Source organism: Streptomyces sp. NBC_00536, assembly GCF_036346295.1.
Classification (GTDB): Bacteria; Actinomycetota; Actinomycetes; order Streptomycetales; family Streptomycetaceae; genus Streptomyces.
In genome coordinates, this window is the sequence record NZ_CP107819.1 from 6,859,937 (window position 1) to 6,879,846 (window position 19,910).

Below are 19,910 nucleotides of genomic sequence, written 5' to 3' on the forward strand. Positions count from 1 at the left end.
GGCAGGCCTGGAGTTGCTCATGCAACCCAATGGGAACCTCGCCCACTCGATAGGAATTCAGGATGCGAACGAACACCACAGTCCGCCGTACCCTCATCGCCGCGCTCATCCTCTCCGGCTACGTGCTGACCGTCCCCGCGGCCCACGCCACCCCCACTCCCCGCGCGGCCGTCGCCTCTCAGCGAGCCGATGCCGACCAAGTCGCCCTGCTCAAAAGGAGCGTGGCGGACTGGAACCAGTGGCGCACGGACAACCCCAGTGTCAAGCCCGACCTCACTGAGGCCGACCTCGCCGGGGCGAACCTCCTCGGGGCCAACCTCTCTGCCGCGGACCTCACCGACGCCACGCTCACCGACACGAACCTCACCGAGACGAACCTCAGCGACGCCAAGCTCAGAGGCGTGAAGGCGACGGGCGCGCTCCTCTTCAGCGCCAACCTCGACAACGCCGACGCCCAGAGCGCCAACCTCGAAGGCGCCGACCTCTCCAACGCCAAGGCCCGCCACACCATCTTCGCCAGCGCCAACCTGACGCGCGCCAAGCTCCATGACGCCGACCTCGCCGAGGCCGACCTCACCGGCGCCAACCTCGAAGGCGCCGATCTCAGCTGCATCAACCACCCCCAGTGCACGTCCGCCCCTGCCGGCTGACGCAAGGCGGCCGCGGCACCGCGAGCGCCGGGCGCCGGAAGAACCCTCCCCGTTGTGAGCCGGGAGGGCCCTCCGTCGTGCCGGTGGTACTGGGTCGTGTCCGATGCGTCGTGTGACGCTCCTGCTGCGCGGCGAGTCGCTACAGCCAGTCCCGCTTCTTGAAGATGACGTACAGGCTGACGCAGACGACCGCCATCAGCAGGATCGCGAAGGGGTAGCCCCCGGCCCAGTGCAGTTCCGGCATGGAATCGAAGTTCATGCCGTAGATGGTGCCGACCAGTGTGGGGGCGAAGAGGATGGCGGCCCACGAGGAGATCTTCTTGATTTCCTCGTTTTGTTCGAAGCCTGCTTCGGCCAGGGCGCGCATTTCGGCGTTCTGTTGCTGGGAGACCAGGGTGGCGTTGACCGTCAGGATTTCGGTGAGGGCCTGGCGGAAGCCGTCCACGCGTTCGCTGGTGTGGGTGACGTGGTCCGCTACGTCGCGGAGGTAGCGCTGGAGTTCCTCGTCCGTGCCGTATTTGGCGAAGCCCGCCATCAGGCTGTGGAGCATGCCGACCAGGGGGCGGGTGGCGCGTTGGAACTCGACCATTTCGCGGGAGAGTTCGTAGATGCGGCGGGAGACTTCGGGGTCGCCGCGGAAGACCTCGGTCTCGATCTCGTCCATGTCGTTCTGGACGCCCTCGACGACCGGGACGTAGCCGTCGACCACGTCGTCGAGGATCGCGTACAGGGCTGCCTCCGGGCCGAGGGCCAGGAGGGCCGGGGTCTCCTCCATGCGGCGGCGGACCGCCGGGAGGTCCGGGGCGGCGCCGTGGCGGACCGTGATCAGGAAGTCGGGGCCGACGAAGATGTGCAGCTCGGCGAAGTCGACCTCCTCCAGCGCGTCCACGTAGCGGGCCGCGCGCAGGACCACGAAGAGGGTGTCGCCGTAGCGCTCCAGCTTGGGCCGCTGATGGGCTTCGAGGGCGTCCTCGATGGAGAGGGGGTGAAGGTTGAATTCGGCGGCCAGGGAGTGGAGTTCGGCCTCGGTCGGGCGGTGCAGGCCGATCCAGGCCATGCCGCCGGGCTGTTCGCGCAGGCGGCGGAAGGTCTCGGCGAGACCCGAGGGGGAGGCGACTCTGCGGCCACCGTGGTAGACGGCGGAGTCGACCACGCTCCGGTGCCCCGGCCCCGGGCCCGGGGGTGTGGAGCCGGACGGGGGCGGCGGTGTGGGGCGGCGGCGGTCTGGGCGCTCCGGCATCGGGTCCCGTTTCCGGTCGGAGGTGGGTGAGGGGGAGGGAGGGGGAGGGAGGGGGAGGGAGGGGGAGGCGGGTGAGGTCGAGAGGTGTTGGTGTGGTGGTCAGGATATGGGGAGTATGCCGGGTATCGGGGTGGGCGCGGGTGGGGGTGTGGGTGGGTCGGGGTTTTAGGACAGGAACTGTCCGCGTCGGGGATTAGCGTGGCGCCATGGCCTCCTCGACATCGCACCGGGCGGACCGCGCCGCGCCGGTGCTCGGTGTGCGCGCGCTGAACCGTGCCACCCTCGCCCGTCAGCTGCTCCTCGCCCGCGCCGAGTGCTCCGCACGGGACGCGGTCACGCATCTCATCGGGCTCCAGGCGCAGAACGTGAAGCCGCCGTACTACCAACTCCACGCGCGCCTCCGCGGGTTCCGCCCCGAGGAGCTGGCCGGACTGATGGAGTCGCGGCAGGTGGTGCGCATGGTGACCATGCGGTCCACGATCCACACGCACACCGCCGAGGACGCCCTCACCCTGCGCCCGCTGGTGCAGCCCGCCCGGGACCGGGAGATCGGGAACTTCCGAAAGGGGCTCGTCGGCGTCGACCTCCAGCGCCTGGCCCGCCTCGCGCGCGCCTTCGTCGACAGTGAACCGCGCACGATGGCGGAGATCCGTACGGAGCTGCTCGCCGCGTGGCCGGACGCGGACCCGGCGTCGCTGGCCGTCGCGGCGCGCTGCAAGCTGCCGCTGGTCCAGGTCACGCCGCGCGGGGTGTGGGGGCGCGCCGGGCAGGTCCGGCTCACCACCCTGGACAATTGGCTCAGGGGCGGAGGCGGGGGCAGGGGCAGTACCGGGTGCGACGCGTCGCCTCCGGCAGCGTCCGTCGACGAGGTGGTGCTCCGGTACCTCGGCGCCTTCGGGCCCGCGTCCGTCAAGGACATGCAGGTCTGGGCGGGGCTCACCCGGCTGCGCGAGGCCTTCGAGCGGCTGCGGCCCGGGCTGCTCGTCTTCCGGGACGAGAACGGCGTGGAACTCTTCGACCTGCCGGACGCGCCCCGCCCCGACCCCGGCACGCACGCGCCACCGCGCTTCCTCCCCGAGTTCGACAACCTCCTCCTCTCGCACGCCGATCGCTCGCGCGTGATCCCCGCTCACCTCAAGGGCCGTACCTGGAGGGGGAACCAGGCGTACTGCACCCTCCTCGTCGACGGGTTCGTCGCCGGGGTGTGGAAGATGACGGAAACGGGGCTCGTCGTGGAGCTGTTCACCGAGGTGAGCGGGGCGCAACGGCAAGAGATCGTCGGGGAAGGGGAGTTGCTGCTCGATGGGATGAGGGACGGGGCGGCGGGCGAGGGCCCTGGCGGCGGTGTGTGCTTCGGGGCGGTCACCGGCTGACCGGGCGGTACATGCCAGACTCCCCCTACGTACGACAGGCGCCCCCCGATCCAGGAGACACAGGAGAGAACCATGCGCATTCCGATGACCGTCGCGGACTTCCTCGACCGGGCGGAGCTGGGATTCTCCTCCAGTCCCGGTGTGATCGACGAGCCGGACCAGCCCGGACCGCCGGTGCCCGTGTCGACGTACGGACGCTTCGGTGAGCGGGTCCGCGCCTGGCAGGCCGGACTGGACGCGCTCGGCGTGGGTGAGGGCGAGCGGGTGGCGGTGGTCAGCCACAACTCGGCGCGGATGCTTGAGCTGTTGTTCGCGGTGCCGATGAGCGGCCGTATCTGTGTGCCCGTCAACTTCCGTCTCAAGCCCGATGAGATCGAGTACATGCTGCGGCAGAGCGGGGCCTCGGTCCTGCTGGTCGACCCGGAGCTGGACGACGCGCTCTCCGGCATCACGGCGCGCCACCGCTTCGTCCTCGGCGAGGAGACCGAGAACCGGCTGATGCGCTTCGGCGTCGAGCCGCGCCCGTGGTCGAAGCCGGACGAGGACGCCACCGCGACGGTCAACTACACGTCGGGGACCACGGCCCGGCCCAAGGGCGTGCAGCTCACCCACCGCAACATCTGGGTCAACGGGCTCACCTTCGGGCTGCACGCCCGGGTGTGGGAGCACGACGTCTACATGCACACGCTGCCGATGTTCCACTGCAACGGCTGGGGAATGCCGTACGTGATGGCCGGACTCGGCGTCAAGCAGGTGGTCCTGCGCAAGATCGACGGCGCCGAGATCCTGCGCCGGGTCGAGGAGCACGGCGTCACGCTCATGTGCGGCGCGCCCGCCGTCTGGAACGCGGTACTGGACGCGGCGGCGACCTGGGAGGGCGAGATCCCGGGCCGCGACCGCGTACGGATCATCTGCGCCGGAGCGCCCCCGCCGAGCAGGATGATCCAGCGCATGGGCGACGAACTGGGCTGGGAGTTCACCCAGATCTACGGCCTGACCGAGACCTCACCGCTGCTCACCTTCAACCGCGCCCGGCCCGCCGACGCGGAACTGCCCGCCGAGGAGCGGGCGCGCAAGCTGTCCCGGGCGGGGCTGCCGGCGCTCGGGGTGAAGCTGAAGGTATCCGACTCCGGCGAGGTCCTGGCCCGGTCGAACGTCGTGCTCGACGGCTACTGGGACAAGCCCGAGGAGACCTCGGCGGCCCTGGAGGACGGCTGGTTCCACACTGGTGACGGCGGCACGCTGGACGAGGAGGACGGGCACCTGACGATCGCCGACCGGAAGAAGGACGTGATCATCACCGGTGGGGAGAACGTCTCCTCGATCGAGGTGGAGGACACGATCTTCAGCCATCCGGCGGTCGCCGAGGTCGCGGTCATCGGCGTGCCGCACGAGAAGTGGGGTGAGACGATCAAGGCCCTCGTGGTCCTCGCCGAAGGGGCGACGGCGCAGGAGGCCGACATCATCGCCCACTGCAAGCAGCGGATGGCCGGATACAAGGCACCGACGAGCGTCGAGTTCCGCGCCGCCATCCCGCGCACGGCCACGGGCAAGATCCAGAAGTTCAAACTGCGCGAGCCGTACTGGTCCGGACTGGACCGAGAGGTCAACTGAGCCTGGGCGGCGTAGGCGGAGCGGGCCTTGCCGCGCAGGGTGGCGCCGAGCCGGACGACGTGGCGGACCAGGACCCGGTGCGTGGGCGAGACGGCGTGCGCGGCCTGGATCAGTCCGGCGCCCGTGGCGGCCTGCAGGACACCGAGGCCGAGGGCGAGGGCCGGTTACTGCGCCCCGTCCCGGCCGGGTGAGACCCGGCCGGGACGGCCCTCGCGTCAGGCCCGATGGGTCAGGCCCTTGCGTCAGGCCGGCAGGAGCGCCTCGATGGCGGCGATGACCTCGGGGGCCTCCGGCTCCGTGCGCGGACGGAAGCGGCCGACGACCTCGCCCTCGGGGGAGATCAGGAACTTCTCGAAGTTCCACTGGATGTCGCCCGCCTCGCCCTCGGCGTCGGCGGTCTTCACCAGCTCCGCGTACAGCGGGTGCCGGTTCTCCCCGTTGACCTCGGACTTCTCCAGCATCGGGAAGGTGACGCCGAAACCGGCGGCGCAGAACGTCTGGATGTCGTCCGCCGTGCCGGGCTCCTGGCCGCCGAACTGGTTGCACGGTACGCCGATGACCGTGAACCCCTTCTCGGCGTACTTGAACTGGAGCCGCGCCAGCCCGGAGTACTGCGGGGTCAGCCCGCACTGGGAAGCGGTGTTCACCAGCAGGATCGCCTTGCCCTTGTGCGCCCCGAGGCTGGTGGGCTCGTCGGACAGGGTGGTCAGCGGGATGTCGTACAGGCTCAAGACGCTCTCCTTGTAAGGCAGGGCCGGCAGTCGCGGCAAATGGACCAACAACACGCGCGCGCGAGGTGTTCCGAAACTCAAGGTTCCTTGTCCTCGACGCCAGGCCCCGACCCTAGGCCCTGACCTCACGGTCAGTCCCGGGCCCCCGTCCCGACCAGCTCGTCCGCCGGGTCGTTGACCGGCTGGGGCATCCCCGTCAGGTCCATCACGAACAGTGGTATCCCCAGGTCGTCCGCGCGCGCCCGCGCGTCCTGCGTATATCCGGCCAGGGAGAAGTAGACGCTGGTGGCGGAGGAGGTCAGGCCGTTCAGCCAGACGCACTCCACCGCCCGCAGCCCGGCGGGCTCCGTCGTCGGATCCACCTGGGCGACCAGCCCGGGCGCCCGCAGGTCCACCGCGCCCGCGGGCGCCGTGGGCGCGTCGGGGCGGCGTACGTCCGGGAAGCCGAGCCAGCGCAGGTACAGCGCGGCCGTCGACACCGCGTCGCCGGCGGTACGGATGGTCACCGGCCGGAACGCGGGCCGCGGCCCGCTCGCGGCCGGGAGCGGCGGGGTGTGCGCGGACCGCGGATCCCGCGGATCCTCCGGCTCCACCGGGGCCACGGGAGGCACCGCGAGCACCGGAACCCGCACCACCGTCCCGCACGAGGTGCACCCCACCTCGGGGTGCGGCCACTCGCCCACCTGCCCGCACGCCCCGCACCGGACCGCCACCCAGGCCTCTGACCAGGTGCGATGGGTCAGCGGCCGGGGCGGCGCCGAGAGATCAAGGGCCGGTGTGACCGGGCTCCCGCAGGCGCAGGGGAAGGACGGAGCGGTGTAGCCGTTCTCGCGCAGGCACGCCGGGCAGCGCACCGGAACCGATTCCGCCATGAGCCGTGAGCCCCCTCCGTCGCTGTGCGTGGGTCCATCCTCCACCCCCGGCGACGGCCCGGGGGGAAGCTCCGCGGGAAGGGCCGCCATTTGTACAACTCACCGAGAGGATCGCGGCTTTTGGTGGTTTCCGGGGTTCCCCACCGCCTTGACGTGCGTGAAGTCGCCGCTTAGCTTGTTCCGTATAGCAGAACAAAACTTCCGGATGACGGAAAAGCCTGACCCGCCTGACCCGCAGGAGTACTCGATGCCTCGTATGACAGCCGCCGCCGCTGCAGTGGAGATCCTCAAGCGCGAAGGTGTCGCGCAAGCGTTCGGCGTGCCCGGCGCTGCCATCAACCCCTTCTACCGCGAGCTGAAGAACGTCGGTGGCATCAAGCACACCCTCGCTCGTCACGTCGAGGGCGCCTCCCACATGGCCGAGGGCTACACCCGTACCGCCCCCGGAAACATCGGTGTGTGCATCGGTACGTCCGGCCCCGCCGGTACCGACATGATCACCGGCCTCTACTCGGCCATCGCGGACTCGATCCCGATCCTGTGCATCACCGGCCAGGCCCCGGTCGCGAAGCTGCACAAGGAAGACTTCCAGGCCGTCGACATCGCCTCGATCGCCAAGCCGGTCACCAAGGCCGCGACCACCGTCCTGGAGGCCGCGCAGGTCCCGGGCGTCTTCCAGCAGGCGTTCCACCTGATGCGCTCCGGCCGCCCCGGCCCGGTCCTCATCGACCTCCCGATCGACGTCCAGCTGACGGAGATCGAGTTCGACCCGGAGACCTACGAGCCGCTGCCGGTCTACAAGCCGCAGGCGACCCGCGCGCAGGCCGAGAAGGCCATCCAGTTCCTCCTGGAGTCCGAGAAGCCGCTGATCGTCGCCGGTGGCGGCATCATCAACGCCGACGCCTCCGCGCTGCTGGTCGAGTTTGCCGAGCTGACCGGCACCCCGGTCATCCCGACCCTCATGGGCTGGGGCATCATCGCGGACGACCACGAGCTGAACGCCGGCATGGTCGGCCTGCAGACCTCGCACCGCTACGGCAACGAGAACCTGCTCGCCTCGGACTTCGTCCTCGGCATCGGCAACCGGTGGGCCAACCGTCACACCGGTGACCTGGCCGTCTACACCAAGGACCGCAAGTTCGTCCACGTCGACATCGAGCCGACCCAGATCGGCAAGATCTTCGCCCCGGACTTCGGTTTCGCGTCCGACGCGAAGCGCGCGCTGGAGCTGTTCGTCGAGGTCGCCAAGGAGCTGAAGGCCGAGGGCAAGCTCCCCGACCGCTCGGCGTGGGCCGCGGAGACGCAGGAGCGCAAGGCGACCCTGCAGCGCCGTACGCACTTCGACAACATCCCCATGAAGCCGCAGCGCGTCTACGAGGAGATGAACAAGGCGTTCGGCCCCGAGACCCGCTACGTCACCACCATCGGTCTGTCCCAGATCGCCGGTGCGCAGATGCTGCACGTCTACAAGCCGCGCCACTGGATCAACTGCGGCCAGGCCGGTCCGCTCGGCTGGACGATCCCGGCCGCGCTCGGTGTCGCCACCGCCGACCCGACGACCCCGGTCGTCGCGCTCTCCGGTGACTACGACTTCCAGTTCATGCTGGAGGAGCTGGCCGTCGGTGCGCAGCACAACATCCCCTACGTCCACGTGCTCGTCAACAACGCGTACCTCGGCCTGATCCGCCAGGCGCAGCGCGGCCTGGACATCAACTTCCAGGTCAACCTCGAATTCGAGAACATCAACTCTCCGGAGCTGGGTGTCTACGGCGTCGACCACGTCAAGGTCGTCGAGGGCCTGGGCTGCAAGGCCATCCGCGTCACGGACCCGAACGAGCTGGGTGCCGCCCTGGAGCAGGCCAAGAAGCTCGCCGCCGAGTTCCGCGTCCCGGTCGTCGTCGAGGCGATCCTGGAGCGCGTCACCAACATCTCGATGGGCGCCGCCGGCATCGACGCCATCAACGAGTGGGAAGAGATCGCGACCGAGCCGGGCCACGCCCCGACCGCGATCCGCCCGCTGGTCTGAGCCGTAGAGCCGTAGAGCCGTAGAGCCCGTAGGGCAGCTGAGACCGGTTTAGGCAGTACGAGACGGCCCCCGTCCCTCCGCGAGGAGGAACGGGGGCCGTTCCGCGTCTGCCCCGGGTCCCTACAGGGGTCGCGGGCCCAGCTCCGCGTCCACCGCGCCGCGGAGCAGGGCGCGGGCCCGCTCCACCGTCAGGGAGCCGCTCAGCCAGCGCTCGCTCAGGCCCTCCACCAGCGCCGTGAGCCGCTCCGCGACGTCCTCCGGGTCGGCCCGCAGCTCGGCCAGGCCCGCCGCCTGGGCGTCGGCGACCGCGTCGGCGGTGTCCCGGCACCAGGTGCGCGTGGACCGGGCGAGGGTCTCGCGCAGGTCGCCGTCGAAGATGGCGCTGGCCCGCAGCTCGCCCCAGGCGATGCTGTTCTCGCGCACCCGGGCGGTGTCCTGGAGTTCGCCGAGCAGGAGCTGGAGCAGCAGCGCACGGGCGTCCCGCGCCCCGCTGTGGGCCTCGTCGGTGTAGCCGGTGGCGCGGGCGCTGATGAAGTCGAGGGTGCGCCGGATCAGGCCCGCACGGTCCTTGAAGTGGTAGTAGATCAGCGCGGTGGAGACCTCGGCCTCGGCCGCCAGTTCCTCGACGCGCAGCCCTCTGACGCCGCTGCGCGCGATGACGCGTACCGCCGCTTCCAGGATCAGCACTTGACGATCTGCCACGCGGATCGCACCTTCCGGTCGGTAACCCCTTGACTGACCTTTCAGTCAGGTATGACGATAGCTCTCACCTGACCTCCTGACTCGACTTTCAGGCGGATTGAAGACTGACTGAAATTTCAGTCAGATGATGTGAGCGTCAGGGCCCGAGCGTCAGGGCCCGCCGTACCGAGGGAGTACTCCGATGAACCCGCGCATGCCCGCCGAGTGGGCCGAGCACGAAGCCTGTCTGATGGCCTGGCCCACCCGTCCCTCCTTGTGGGGGCCCGCCTTCGAGGCCGCCAAGCGCGAATACGCCGCCGTGGCCCGTGCCATCGCCGCCTTCGAGCCGGTCATCATGATCGCCGCCCCCGGCAGCGCCGGAGAGGCCCGCGCCCACTGCGGCGACGACCCCGGCATCGAGGTCACCGAACTGCCCCTCGACGACTCCTGGCTCCGCGACTCCGGCCCCGTCTTCGCCTACGACGAGCACGGCGGCCGCGTCGGCGTCGACTTCCGGTTCAACGCGTGGGGCGAGAAGCACCACCCGTGGGCCGCCGACGACAAGCTCGCCGGCCTGCTGCTGGACCGCCTCGGCATCCCGCGCGTCCACTCCCACATGATCCTGGAGGGCGGCGCCTTCACCGTGGACGGCGAGGGCACCCTGATCACCACCGAGCAGTGCCTGCTCCACCCCAACCGCAACCCGCGGATGAGCCGCGCCGAGATCGAGGACGAGCTGAAGCGCCGGCTCGGCGTGGAGAAGGTGATCTGGCTGCCCTACGGGGGCCTGGAGGACACGGAGACCGACGGACACGTCGACGGCGTCGCCGCCTTCGTCGCCCCCGCCACCGTCGTCGTCTCCCTCCCGGAGGACCCCGCGCACCCCGATCACGCCCGGATGCGCGCCAACCTCGCGGTCCTGGAGGCGAGCACGGACGCCCGCGGCCGCGCCCTGGAGATCGTCAAGGTCCCGCAGACCGTCCACGGCGAGGTGGACGGCACCCCGGTGGAGGTCTGCTACCTCAACTTCTACCTGGCCAACGGCGGCTGCGTGGTCCCCGTCGGCGGCGGCGCGGCGGACGAGGCGGCCCTCGCCGTCCTCGCCGCGGCCCTGCCCGGCCGCAAGGTCGTCGGCGTACCGGCCCCGGTCCTCGCGTACGGCGGTGGCGGTATCCACTGCATCACCCAGCAGCTCCCGAAGGACCTCACCGCATGAGCGACAACGGCACCGGATACGACAACGGCACCGGATACGAACTCCTCACCTGCTACGGCTCCCCGCTCGGCTCCCCGGCCCGCCTGCAGCCCGTCGAACGCGCCGCGCTGCGCGTCGGCCTGGTCCAGACGCGCTGGTACGCCGACGAGCGCGAGCACGACGAGCGGCTGCGCGTGGGCGTGGCCCTGGCGGCCGCCGAGGGCGCGCGGGTGGTCTGCCTGCCCGAGCTGACCCGCAGCCCCTACTTCTGCAACACCGACGACCCCATGGCCGACGGCGCCGCCCGCCATCTGGAGGACGTCGAGAGCGGCCCGACCGTCGCCCTGATCACCGAACTGGCCACCGGCCTCGGCATCACCGTCCACGCCTCGCTCTACGAGCGGGCCGAGGACGGCGGCCTCGGCTACAACACCGCCGTCTGCGTGGACGCGGACGGCACGCTCGTCGCCCGTACCCGCAAGAACCACATACCGGCCTTCCCCGGCTACCGCGAGGACCTGTGCTTCCGCCCCGGTGACAGCGGATTCCCGGTCATCGGCCTCGAAGGAGCCCGGTTCGGCTTCCCGACCTGCTGGGACGAGTGGTTCCCGGAGCTGGCCCGCGCCTACGGCCTGCACGGGGCGGAGATCCTGGTGCACCCCACCGCCATCGGCTCCGAGGTGGACCTCCCGGACTTCGACACCCGGCCCCTGTGGGAGCACGCGATCAGCGCCAACGGCCTGGCCAACGCCCTCTTCATGATCGTCCCCAACCGGACCGGCACCGAGGGCCGCTCCACCTTCTACGGGTCCTCGTTCATCTCCGACCCGTACGGCCGGGTCATGCTGCGCGCCCCGCGCGAGCGCCCCGCCGTCCTCGTCGCCGATCTCGACCTGGACCAGCGCCGGGACTGGCTGGAGTTCGGCCTGATGCAGACCCGCCGCCCGGAGCTGTACGGGCAGCTCACGGAGCGGACCGGCTGACCGCACGTACCGGCCGCGGGAACGACAAAGCGCCGAGTCACGGGACCGTCCGTGACTCGGCGCTCTGGTCTGTTACCGCCCGACGGGACGAGGCTGGCGCGACAGGACATTCGCACCCGCCGGGCGGGGTCTATGGATATACAGAGGGCACTGTGCGTGGCCCCCTATATATAAGGAGAGGCTGGGACCGCGGTGGTGGCGACAGGACACCTTGGCTTCGTCTCCCTCAGGTCAAGAGACAAGCCGCTGGGCCTTTACCACCGCACTGGCTCGACACCACCGCGGGCCTCACGCGGCGCCAGCCGCATGGGCTGGCGCAGTCTGCCCTCACCGCGTACCACCCCTCATCCGGGTCCACGGTGCGGGCTCAGCATCCGGAACCTGACCTCCCGTCAGATCCCGGACGCAGCCTGGGGCTCTTAGCCTTCGCGCAGGGCGCGAACGGCCTCCTCGACGCGCTTGCCGTAGTCGGCGTCGGCGGCGTGGAAGTGAGCCAGGTTCTTCTCGATGACGTCTTCGAGGGTGACCTGCGAGAGGCCACCGGCGATGTTCGCCACCAGACGCTGCTTGGCGTCCTCGGACATCAGGCGGTAGAGCTCACCGGCCTGGAAGAAGTCGTCGTCCTTGGTGTGGGCCGGGGCCTCGTGCGTGCCCGTGTAGCCGCTGACCGCGAGCGGAGCGCCGAGCGCCAGACCGGTCTCGGCCGGACCCTGGTGCGAGTTGGGCTCGTAGTTCTTGTCGTGGCGCGAACCGTTGCGCAGCGCCATGACACCGTCGCGGCCGTAGTTCTCGGCCTTCGCCGCCTTGGGGGCGTTGACCGGCAGCAGGGTGTGGTTCACACCGAGGCGGTAGCGCTGGGCGTCGGCGTACGCGAAGAGACGGCCCTGGAGCATCTTGTCCGGCGAGGCGGTGATGCCCGGGACGAAGTTGTTCGGGGAGAACGCCGACTGCTCGACCTCGGCGAAGACGTTGTCCGGGTTGCGGTCGAGGACCAGACGGCCCACGCGCTGCAGCGGGTAGTCGGTGTGCGGCCACACCTTGGTGAGGTCGAACGGGTTGAAGCGGTAGTCCGCGGCCTCGGCGGCGGGCATGATCTGGACGTAGAGGGTCCAGCTCGGGTTCACGCCGCGCTCGATCGCCTGGAGCAGGTCGGTCTGGTGCGAGTTGCCGTCCTGGCCGGCCAGCTCGGCGCCCTGCTCGGAGGACAGGCAGCGGATGCCCTGGTTCGTCTTGAAGTGGTACTTGACGAAGAAAGCCTCGCCCTGGGCGTTGGTCCACTGGTACGTGTGGGAGCCGTAGCCGTTCATGTGACGGTACGACGCCGGGATACCGCGGTCACCCATCAGCCAGGTGATCTGGTGCGTCGCCTCGGGGGCGTGCGCCCAGAAGTCCCAGACGTTGTCCGGCTCCTGCTTGCCCGTGAAGGGGTCGCGCTTCTGGGAGTGGATGAAGTCGGGGAACTTGATCGGGTCCTTGATGAAGAACACCGGGGTGTTGTTGCCGACGAGGTCGTAGTTGCCCTCTTCGGTGTAGAACTTCAGCGCGAAGCCGCGGGGGTCACGCACAGCGTCCGCGCCGCCGAGCGAGTCGGCCACGGTGGAGAACCGCAGGAAGGTCTCGGTCTTCTTGCCGACCGTGTTCAGGAACGCGGCGCTGGTGTACGCGGTGACGTCGTCCGTCACCTCGAAGTGGCCGTAGGCGGCCGAACCGCGGGCGTGCACCACGCGCTCCGGGATGCGCTCGCGGTTGAAGCGGGCGAGCTTCTCAAGGAGCTGCTGGTCCTGAATCAGGAGCGGGCCACCGACGCCGGCGGTGGCGGAGTTCTGGTTGTCGGCGACCGGGGCGCCGGACTCGGTCGTCAGCGTGCGCTTCGACATGGTGACCTTCCGTACGGGTAACTGCTGGCGGAAAGAGTCTTCCGTCATGCGGAGTGAGCCTAATTTCGGCTCGAACTCAACGTCAACAGTTTGTTGAAGAAAGATGGAGAAAGGCTTGAGGAGAGGTAATCCGGACGGTGCCGGCGCTTGGGCGCGACAGGACAGGTGTCAGCACCGGCACCATCCGGAAACTCAGGTCCCCCGGAGGGGAAGGAGCGGCGGCCCGGCGTGCGGGCCGCGGGCTCAGATCTGGGCGCCGGAGAGGCGCTCGACCGCGCGCAGCAGCGCGGAGTGGTCCAGGCCGCCGTCACCCTGGGCGCGCAGCGAGGCGACCAGCTGGGCGACGACCGCGCCGACCGGGAGGGCCGCACCGACGTTGCGGGCGGCGTCGGTGACGATGCCCATGTCCTTGTGGTGCAGGTCGATCCGGAAACCGGGCTTGAAGTCGCGGTTCAGGAAGTTGGCCTTCTTGCGGGTCAGGACCGTGGAGCCGGCCAGACCGCCGTTGAGCACGTCCAGAGCGGCTTCGAGGTTCACGCCCGACTTCTCGAGGAAGACGACGGCCTCGGCGCACGCCTGGATGTTCACCGCGACGATGAGCTGGTTGGCGGCCTTCACCGTCTGGCCGGAGCCGTGCGGACCGCACAGGACGATGACCTTGCCGAGGGTCTCCAGGACCGGGAGCGCCTCGTCGAAGTCGGCCTGCTCGCCGCCGACCATGATCGACAGTACGGCCTCGATGGCACCGGCCTCGCCGCCGGAGACGGGCGCGTCGATGACGCGGATGCCCTTCTCGGCAGCGTTCTTCGCCAGGTCGACCGAGGTCTGCGGGGTGATCGACGACATGTCGATGATCAGCGCGCCGGACTTGGCGTTCTCCAGGATGCCGTTCTCACCGTAGGAGATGGCCTCGACCTGCGGGGAGGCGGGCACCATCGTGATGATGACGTCGGCGTCCGCGACGGCCTCGGCGATCGAGCCGGCCGCGCTGCCGCCGGCGGCGGCGAGGCGCTCCAGCTTGTCCTGCTCCAGCGTGAAGCCGGTGACCGAGTAGCCGGCCTTCAGGAGGTTCTCGGCCATGGGGGAGCCCATGATTCCGAGACCGATCCAGGCAATCTTGGGGAGGTTGCTCATGATGAGGGTCCTTCTCTTAATGCTTTGTACGAAAAGTGTCTGGCGTGCCTGGCTGATCGCCCGGACTTTGTCCGCTTACTTCGCGGCGCGGGCCTCGGCGGCCAGCCACTCGAAGGACGCGGCGGCGTCGGCGGCCTTGTACTCCAGGCCTACGTAGCCCTCGTATCCGGCCTTCTTCAGCTGGTCCAGGAGCTGCTCAAGGGGCAGCTCGCCGGTGCCGGGGGCACCGCGTCCCGGCTTGTCCGCGATCTGGACGTGCCCGGTCTTGGCGGCGTACTTTTCGATGACCTCGGAGAGGTCCTCATCGTTCATCGCCAGGTGGTACAGGTCGAGCAGGAACTTGGCGTTGCCGAGGCCGGTGGCCTCGTTCACCTTGTCCACGACCTCGATGCCGGCCGGGGCGCTCACCAGCGGGTAGAGCGGCGACTCGGGCTTGTTCAGGGTCTCGATCAGGAGGATCGCCCCGACCCGGTCGGCGGCCTGCGCGGCCACGACCAGGTTCTTCAGGGCCAGCTCGTCCTGGACGGCCGGGTCCACACCCTCGACGCGGTTGCCGTAGAGGGCGTTGAGAGCCTTGCAGCCGACCGAGGCGGCGAAGTCCGCCGCCACGTTGATGTTGGCGTTGAAGCGGTCCGATTCCTCGCCGGGCACGGATACCGCGCCGCGGTCCGGTCCCGGCAGCTGACCGGCGTAGAAGTTCAGGCCCACCAGCTGGGTGCCGGCGTCCTCAAGAGCCTTCTTGAGGGCGTCCAGCTCCGACTGGGCGGGAGTGGGGGTTTCGATCCAGGGCCACCACAGCTCGACCGCGGTGAAGCCGGCCGCGGCGGCAGCCGCGGGACGCTCCAGAAGCGGGAGTTCCGTGAAGAGGATCGAGAGGTTCACATCGAAGCGCTGGTCCGTGTATCCCATGAGGGGTGTGCGCTCCTTCCGTATTGCGGAAGTTGTTTTCTGCTTGATGGAAGACTGCAAGCAGGTCGCCGCACTTGTCAAGTGCCGACTCCCGAAACGTCCCGAGTGCGGGGTAGCTTGACCGCGTGCGATTGAGAGTGGAGTTCACGACCGAGCCCTTCGATCTCGAAGAGGCTCCTGCCCATGCCGTGGCCGCTCGCGAGGTCATGCGGCGGGCGCAACTGGACGCGATGGACGTCGGTCCGTTCGGCAACACCGCCGAAGGGGACTCGGCCGCCGTGCTGGACGCGGTCACCGCGCTGCTGCGCGACGCGCTGGGCGCCGGGGCCACGCGGGTGTCCCTCCAGGTGAATGTGATCGGGGAGGACACGCCGTGACCGAGCCCCGCGACCACCCCTTCGTCGCCGCGGTCAAGCCGCTGGTGGACGCGATGGGCGGCGAGCTGATGGACCCCGCCCTGGCCCAGCCCGACGACGTCGTGCTCGCCTGGGAGGGCCAGGACCTGCTGGCCGTCCGGCTGCCGCAGCTGTCCGACTCGCTGGACCACATCCTGGCGGCGCTGGAGCGCCGGCACGGCGTACCGTTGGCGCAGCTGGACCGCAAGACCAAGCAGGACGTCGTACGGATACTGGAGGCGCGCGGCGCCTTCTCGGTCCGGCACGGTGTGGAAACGGTCGCGGGCGCCCTGGGAGTCAGCCGTTTCACGGTCTACAACTACTTGAACCGGGAGTCGAACCCTCCCAAAGCGGCCGGTAAGCCGACCCAGGAGTGAACACCGTCTGACCCACGGTGACGAGCCGCCGCCCAATTCACCCGGGCGGCGGCTTTTGTGTACGGGAAGTTTCAACAAAGTGTTGACGCCGTGTTGTCGAGGGCGTTAGCTATGCCCAGCCCGTTAAGCAACAAGGCCACGGAGGCCTACCGTGACTTCGAGTCCGACCCCGGGTCTCACCCGGATCAACACCTTGGACGACAGCGCGGCCACGGCTGAGCTGCACGAGGTGTGCGCCAGCTCGGCATGGGGGAGCAAGATGCTCGCCCAGCGCCCCTTCACCACCGTCGACTCCCTCTTCTCGGCCAACGAGTCCGCCATGGCGGAGCTGACCGCCGAGGACCTGGGCGAGGCGATGGGGGGCCACGCGCCGATCGGCCGGCCGAAGCCTGGTGACCCGACCTCCGCCCGCGAACAGCGGGGGATGGCCGGAGCTTCCGAAGAGCTGAAGGCCGAGCTGCTCGACCTGAACCTGGCCTACCAGGAGAAGTTCGGTCACGTCTTCCTCATCTGTGCCACCGGTGCGACCGGTGAGTTCATGCGGGACGCGGTCAAGACCCGGATCGGGCACTCGCCGGAGCAGGAGCGAGAGATCGCCCGCGGCGAGCTCGTGAAGATCAACCGGATTCGCCTGACCCGACTCGTCGAGGAAGAGAGCGCATGAGCACCGACACCACCGCTTCCGTGTCCACGCACATCCTGGACACGAGCATCGGCCGCCCCGCCGAAGGCGTGGCCATCGCCCTGTCGGCCCGTACGGGCCTCGACGGCGCGTGGACCGCCCTGGGTGGCTCCGCCACCGACGCGGACGGCCGCTGCAAGGACCTGCCGGCCCTGCCGGAGGGCACCACCCACGTGCGTCTCGACTTCGAGACCGAGACGTACTTCGCAAAGAAGCAAGCCGAGGCACAGCAGGACGCCCCCCGCGTAAGGGACAGCGGTGCGTTCTTCCCCGAGGTCACCATCACCTTCGCGGTGAACCCGGGCGAGCACTATCACGTACCGCTGCTGCTCAACCCGTTCGGCTACTCCGTTTACCGAGGGAGCTAGTCATGGCCACCATTCTGGGCCAGAACCAGTACGGCAAAGCAGAGAACCGCGTAGTCAAGATCACGCGGGACGGCGACACCCACCACATCAAGGACCTGAACGTCTCGGTCGCCCTCTCCGGCGACATGGACGACGTCCACTACTCCGGCTCGAACGCCAACGTCCTTCCGACGGACACCACCAAGAACACGGTGTACGCGTTCGCCAAGGAGTACGGCATCGAGTCCGCCGAGCAGTTCGGCATCCACCTGGCGCGCTGGTTCGTGAACAGCCAGGAGCCGATCCAGAAGGCCCGGATCCGGATCGAGGAGTACTCCTGGTCCCGGATCGCCACCTCGGACGCCAACTCGAAGTTCATCGGCTCCGACGAGGTGAACCACTCCTTCGTCCGTGAGGGCCAGGAGACCCGGGTCACCCAGATCACGTACGACGGCCAGAACTGGGAGGTCATCTCCGGCCTCAAGGACCTGGTCGTCATGAACTCCACGAACTCCGAGTTCTGGGGTTACGTGAAGGACAAGTACACGACCCTCAAGGAAGCCTACGACCGGATCCTGGCCACCCAGGTGTCCGCCCGCTGGCGCTTCAACTGGTCGGACGACGAGCAGCGGATGCCCAACTGGGAGAAGTCCTACGCCGAGACCCGCAAGCACATGCTGCAGGCCTTCGCCGAGACCTACTCCCTGTCGCTGCAGCAGACCCTGTACCAGATGGGTTCGCGCATGATCAACCACCGTTCGGAGATCGACGAGGTCCGCTTCTCGCTCCCGAACAAGCACCACTTCCTCGTCGACCTGGAGCCCTTCGGCCTCAAGAACGACAACGAGGTGTACTTCGCCGCGGACCGTCCCTACGGTCTGATCGAGGCAACGGTTCTCCGGGACGGCGTCGACGCCCGTATCCCCGTGGACATGACCAACCTCTGACGCGGCACGCGCGTCCCGGGGCTCCGCAGTGGCCCCGGGACCGCGCGACACTTTTCAGCTTCGTGAATCGGCACCCGGACGCACACACGGGGCGGCAGTACTGTCAGCTGTCAAGGCCCCCGGCTCCGGCACTCAAAACCCCGGGCTTTGCCGTGCCCCAACCGCCACTGAAAGCACGAGGAAGTCCCATGGCAGCATCGGCAGCCATTGACGGCGCGGTAGAGCGCATCGTCATCGAGAACTGTGCGATTGCGACCGTCGACGCGAAGGACACCGAGTACGCCTCGGGTCACGTCGTCGTCGCCGGCAACAAGATCGAGTCCATCGGCGCGGGCAAGGCCCCCGAGAACCTCGAGAACGTCGTCCGTCGGATCGACGGCACCGGGCACCTCGTGACCCCCGGTCTGGTCAACACGCACCACCACTTCTACCAGTGGATCACGCGTGGTCTGGCCACCGACCACAACCTCTTCAACTGGCTCGTCGCGCTGTACCCGACCTGGGCGCGCATCGACGAGCAGATGACGTACACGGCCGCGCAGGGCTCCCTGGCGATGATGGCCAAGGGTGGTGTGACCACCGCGATGGACCACCACTACGTCTTCCCCAAGGGTTCCGGCGACCTCTCCGGCTCGATCATCCGCGCCGCGTCCGAGATGGGTGTCCGCTTCACCCTCGCCCGTGGCTCGATGGACCGCAGCGAGAAGGACGGCGGCCTGCCGCCGGACCACGCGGTCGAGACCCTCGAAGGCGCGCTCGCCGACACCGAGGCGACCGTGAAGAAGTACCACGACTACTCCTTCGACGCGATGACCCAGGTCGCCGTCGCCCCGTGCTCCCCCTTCTCGGTCTCCACCGAGCTGCTGAAGCAGGGCGCCCAGCTGGCCCGCCGCCTGGGTGTGCGCATGCACACGCACGGCTCGGAGACCGTCGAGGAAGAGCAGTTCTGCAAGGAACTGTTCGGCATGGGCCCGACCGACTACTTCGAGTCGACCGGCTGGCTCGGCGAGGACGTGTGGATGGCGCACAGCGTCCACATGAACGACTCCGACATCGCCGCGTTCGCCCGTACCAAGACCGGTGTCGCGCACTGCCCGTCCTCCAACGCGCGTCTGGCCGCCGGCATCGCCCGCGTCCCGGACATGCTCGCCGCCGGTGTCCCGGTCGGCCTCGGCGTGGACGGCACCGCCTCCAACGAGTCGGGCGAGCTGCACACCGAGCTGCGCAACGCGCTCCTCATCAACCGCCTGAACCCGGTCCACCGCGAGCGCGCCCTCAACGCGCGCCAGGCCCTGCGCCTCGGTACCTACGGCGGTGCCCAGGTCCTCGGCCGCGCCGACAACATCGGTTCGCTGGAGGTCGGCAAGTGCGCCGACCTGGTGATGTGGAACCTGAGCACCCTGGCCCACTCCTCGATCGCCGACCCGGTGACCGCGCTGGTCTTCGGTGCCGCCGCCCCGGTGACCCTGTCGCTGGTCAACGGCAAGCAGATCGTCGAGAACAACCGACTGCTCTTCGCGGACGAGGACGCCATCGCGGTGTCCACCCGGGAAGAGGCCCAGCGCCTCGCGCGGATCTCCGCGCAGGCCTGATCCCAGGGAGTCCGGTCGGGGGGGACGGCCCCCGTCCGGTCGCCGCGGACCCGAGCGGGGTCCGCGGCAGCCGGTCCCGGGCGGTGCCGCGTTCCTACGGCGCCCCCGGGGACGGTGACTCGTGCCACTTGCTCCGCAGCACGTGCCCCGCGCCACTGCCACGGCACCTCCAGCTCTTCGGCCGCTTCGGCCTTCGCGGAGAACGACTCGGGCGAATCGTTTCTCCTCACCGCACACCGCACACCGCGCACCACTGACAACTCAACACAGGCTCAAAAGCTCGAC

19 protein-coding genes are annotated in these 19,910 nt (G+C 69.2%); 12 read left to right on the forward strand and 7 right to left on the reverse strand.

Annotated features, from left to right (window positions below):
• Positions 1-62: 62 nt before the first annotated feature.
• The gene (locus OHS33_RS29285) at positions 63-650 is read left to right on the forward strand and encodes a pentapeptide repeat-containing protein (protein ID WP_330333410.1); all 588 of its coding nucleotides are present in this window, start codon (positions 63-65) and stop codon (positions 648-650) included.
• 139 nt (positions 651-789) lie between these two features.
• Here the strand turns inward: OHS33_RS29285 and OHS33_RS29290 are convergent, their stop codons facing one another.
• Positions 790-1,890, reverse strand: a complete 1,101-nt coding sequence (locus tag OHS33_RS29290; protein ID WP_330333411.1) for a magnesium and cobalt transport protein CorA — start codon at positions 1,888-1,890, stop codon at positions 790-792.
• A gap of 206 nt (positions 1,891-2,096) precedes the next feature.
• Here OHS33_RS29290 and OHS33_RS29295 point away from each other — a divergent pair, with 206 nt between their 5' ends.
• A complete protein-coding gene (locus OHS33_RS29295) occupies positions 2,097-3,263 on the forward strand; it encodes a winged helix DNA-binding domain-containing protein (RefSeq protein ID WP_330333412.1) in 1,167 nt (388 codons plus the stop codon).
• Positions 3,264-3,335: 72 nt separating this feature from the next.
• Entirely contained in the window at positions 3,336-4,877 is a 1,542-nt protein-coding gene (locus OHS33_RS29300) for an AMP-binding protein (RefSeq protein WP_330333413.1), read from the forward strand.
• 242 nt (positions 4,878-5,119) lie between these two features.
• Here the strand turns inward: OHS33_RS29300 and OHS33_RS29305 are convergent, their stop codons facing one another.
• Complete coding sequence (locus tag OHS33_RS29305) at positions 5,120-5,608, reverse strand: glutathione peroxidase (RefSeq protein WP_330333414.1); 489 nt, start codon at positions 5,606-5,608, stop codon at positions 5,120-5,122.
• Positions 5,609-5,739: 131 nt separating this feature from the next.
• Positions 5,740-6,480: a hypothetical protein gene (locus OHS33_RS29310; protein ID WP_330333415.1), complete on the reverse strand. Its 741-nt coding sequence runs from the start codon at positions 6,478-6,480 to the stop codon at positions 5,740-5,742.
• A 247-nt stretch (positions 6,481-6,727) separates the two neighbouring features.
• On the opposite strand from OHS33_RS29310, the gene gcl reads away from it, so the two are divergent.
• On the forward strand, positions 6,728-8,506 hold the full coding sequence (gcl, locus tag OHS33_RS29315) for a glyoxylate carboligase (protein ID WP_330333416.1): 1,779 nt from the start codon (positions 6,728-6,730) through the stop codon (positions 8,504-8,506).
• A 120-nt stretch (positions 8,507-8,626) separates the two neighbouring features.
• Here the strand turns inward: gcl and OHS33_RS29320 are convergent, their stop codons facing one another.
• Positions 8,627-9,208, reverse strand: coding sequence for a TetR/AcrR family transcriptional regulator (locus OHS33_RS29320; protein ID WP_330333417.1), 582 nt, complete (start codon positions 9,206-9,208; stop codon positions 8,627-8,629).
• A gap of 181 nt (positions 9,209-9,389) precedes the next feature.
• On the opposite strand from OHS33_RS29320, the gene OHS33_RS29325 reads away from it, so the two are divergent.
• Positions 9,390-10,403 carry an agmatine deiminase family protein gene (locus OHS33_RS29325; protein WP_330333418.1) on the forward strand — a complete coding sequence of 338 codons (1,014 nt, stop codon included), beginning with the start codon at positions 9,390-9,392 and terminating at the stop codon, positions 10,401-10,403.
• Entirely contained in the window at positions 10,400-11,365 is a 966-nt protein-coding gene (locus tag OHS33_RS29330) for a nitrilase-related carbon-nitrogen hydrolase (protein ID WP_330333419.1), read from the forward strand. The genes OHS33_RS29325 and OHS33_RS29330 overlap by 4 nt, the downstream gene beginning before the upstream one ends.
• 419 nt (positions 11,366-11,784) lie before the next feature.
• On the opposite strand, the gene OHS33_RS29335 is transcribed toward OHS33_RS29330, so the two are convergent.
• The 3 genes from OHS33_RS29335 to OHS33_RS29345 form a co-directional block, all read right to left on the reverse strand.
• Positions 11,785-13,242, reverse strand: a complete 1,458-nt coding sequence (locus tag OHS33_RS29335; protein ID WP_330335253.1) for a catalase — start codon at positions 13,240-13,242, stop codon at positions 11,785-11,787.
• 243 nt (positions 13,243-13,485) lie between these two features.
• A complete protein-coding gene (locus OHS33_RS29340) occupies positions 13,486-14,376 on the reverse strand; it encodes a 2-hydroxy-3-oxopropionate reductase (RefSeq protein ID WP_330333420.1) in 891 nt (296 codons plus the stop codon).
• A 75-nt stretch (positions 14,377-14,451) separates the two neighbouring features.
• Positions 14,452-15,285, reverse strand: a complete 834-nt coding sequence (locus OHS33_RS29345) for a TIM barrel protein (RefSeq protein ID WP_330333421.1) — start codon at positions 15,283-15,285, stop codon at positions 14,452-14,454.
• 125 nt (positions 15,286-15,410) lie between these two features.
• On the opposite strand from OHS33_RS29345, the gene OHS33_RS29350 reads away from it, so the two are divergent.
• The 6 genes from OHS33_RS29350 to OHS33_RS29375 all read left to right on the forward strand — a co-directional run bounded on the left by OHS33_RS29350 (position 15,411) and on the right by OHS33_RS29375 (position 19,625).
• Entirely contained in the window at positions 15,411-15,662 is a 252-nt protein-coding gene (locus tag OHS33_RS29350) for a hypothetical protein (RefSeq protein ID WP_330333422.1), read from the forward strand.
• Entirely contained in the window at positions 15,659-16,057 is a 399-nt protein-coding gene (locus tag OHS33_RS29355; RefSeq protein WP_330333423.1) for a helix-turn-helix domain-containing protein, read from the forward strand. The genes OHS33_RS29350 and OHS33_RS29355 overlap by 4 nt, the downstream gene beginning before the upstream one ends.
• 151 nt (positions 16,058-16,208) lie before the next feature.
• Positions 16,209-16,721: a 2-oxo-4-hydroxy-4-carboxy-5-ureidoimidazoline decarboxylase gene (gene uraD / locus OHS33_RS29360; RefSeq protein WP_330333424.1), complete on the forward strand. Its 513-nt coding sequence runs from the start codon at positions 16,209-16,211 to the stop codon at positions 16,719-16,721.
• Entirely contained in the window at positions 16,718-17,107 is a 390-nt protein-coding gene (gene uraH, locus OHS33_RS29365) for a hydroxyisourate hydrolase (RefSeq protein WP_330333425.1), read from the forward strand. The genes uraD and uraH overlap by 4 nt, the downstream gene beginning before the upstream one ends.
• Before the next feature lie 2 nt (positions 17,108-17,109).
• Entirely contained in the window at positions 17,110-18,033 is a 924-nt protein-coding gene (gene pucL / locus OHS33_RS29370; protein ID WP_330333426.1) for a factor-independent urate hydroxylase, read from the forward strand.
• A gap of 188 nt (positions 18,034-18,221) precedes the next feature.
• Positions 18,222-19,625, forward strand: coding sequence for an 8-oxoguanine deaminase (locus OHS33_RS29375; RefSeq protein WP_330333427.1), 1,404 nt, complete (start codon positions 18,222-18,224; stop codon positions 19,623-19,625).
• The last annotated feature ends 285 nt before the right edge of the window (positions 19,626-19,910 follow it).

Coding starts and splice junctions, on each gene's coding strand:
- OHS33_RS29285 (WP_330333410.1), top strand. CDS start 63: ATGCGAACGAACACCACAGTCCGCCGTACCCTCATCGCCGCGCTCATC.
- OHS33_RS29290 (WP_330333411.1), bottom strand. CDS start 1,890: ATGCCGGAGCGCCCAGACCGCCGCCGCCCCACACCGCCGCCCCCGTCC.
- OHS33_RS29295 (WP_330333412.1), top strand. CDS start 2,097: ATGGCCTCCTCGACATCGCACCGGGCGGACCGCGCCGCGCCGGTGCTC.
- OHS33_RS29300 (WP_330333413.1), top strand. CDS start 3,336: ATGCGCATTCCGATGACCGTCGCGGACTTCCTCGACCGGGCGGAGCTG.
- OHS33_RS29310 (WP_330333415.1), bottom strand. CDS start 6,480: ATGGCGGAATCGGTTCCGGTGCGCTGCCCGGCGTGCCTGCGCGAGAAC.
- gcl (WP_330333416.1), top strand. CDS start 6,728: ATGCCTCGTATGACAGCCGCCGCCGCTGCAGTGGAGATCCTCAAGCGC.
- OHS33_RS29325 (WP_330333418.1), top strand. CDS start 9,390: ATGAACCCGCGCATGCCCGCCGAGTGGGCCGAGCACGAAGCCTGTCTG.
- OHS33_RS29330 (WP_330333419.1), top strand. CDS start 10,400: ATGAGCGACAACGGCACCGGATACGACAACGGCACCGGATACGAACTC.
- OHS33_RS29335 (WP_330335253.1), bottom strand. CDS start 13,242: ATGTCGAAGCGCACGCTGACGACCGAGTCCGGCGCCCCGGTCGCCGAC.
- OHS33_RS29340 (WP_330333420.1), bottom strand. CDS start 14,376: ATGAGCAACCTCCCCAAGATTGCCTGGATCGGTCTCGGAATCATGGGC.
- OHS33_RS29345 (WP_330333421.1), bottom strand. CDS start 15,285: ATGGGATACACGGACCAGCGCTTCGATGTGAACCTCTCGATCCTCTTC.
- uraH (WP_330333425.1), top strand. CDS start 16,718: ATGAGCACCGACACCACCGCTTCCGTGTCCACGCACATCCTGGACACG.
- pucL (WP_330333426.1), top strand. CDS start 17,110: ATGGCCACCATTCTGGGCCAGAACCAGTACGGCAAAGCAGAGAACCGC.
- OHS33_RS29375 (WP_330333427.1), top strand. CDS start 18,222: ATGGCAGCATCGGCAGCCATTGACGGCGCGGTAGAGCGCATCGTCATC.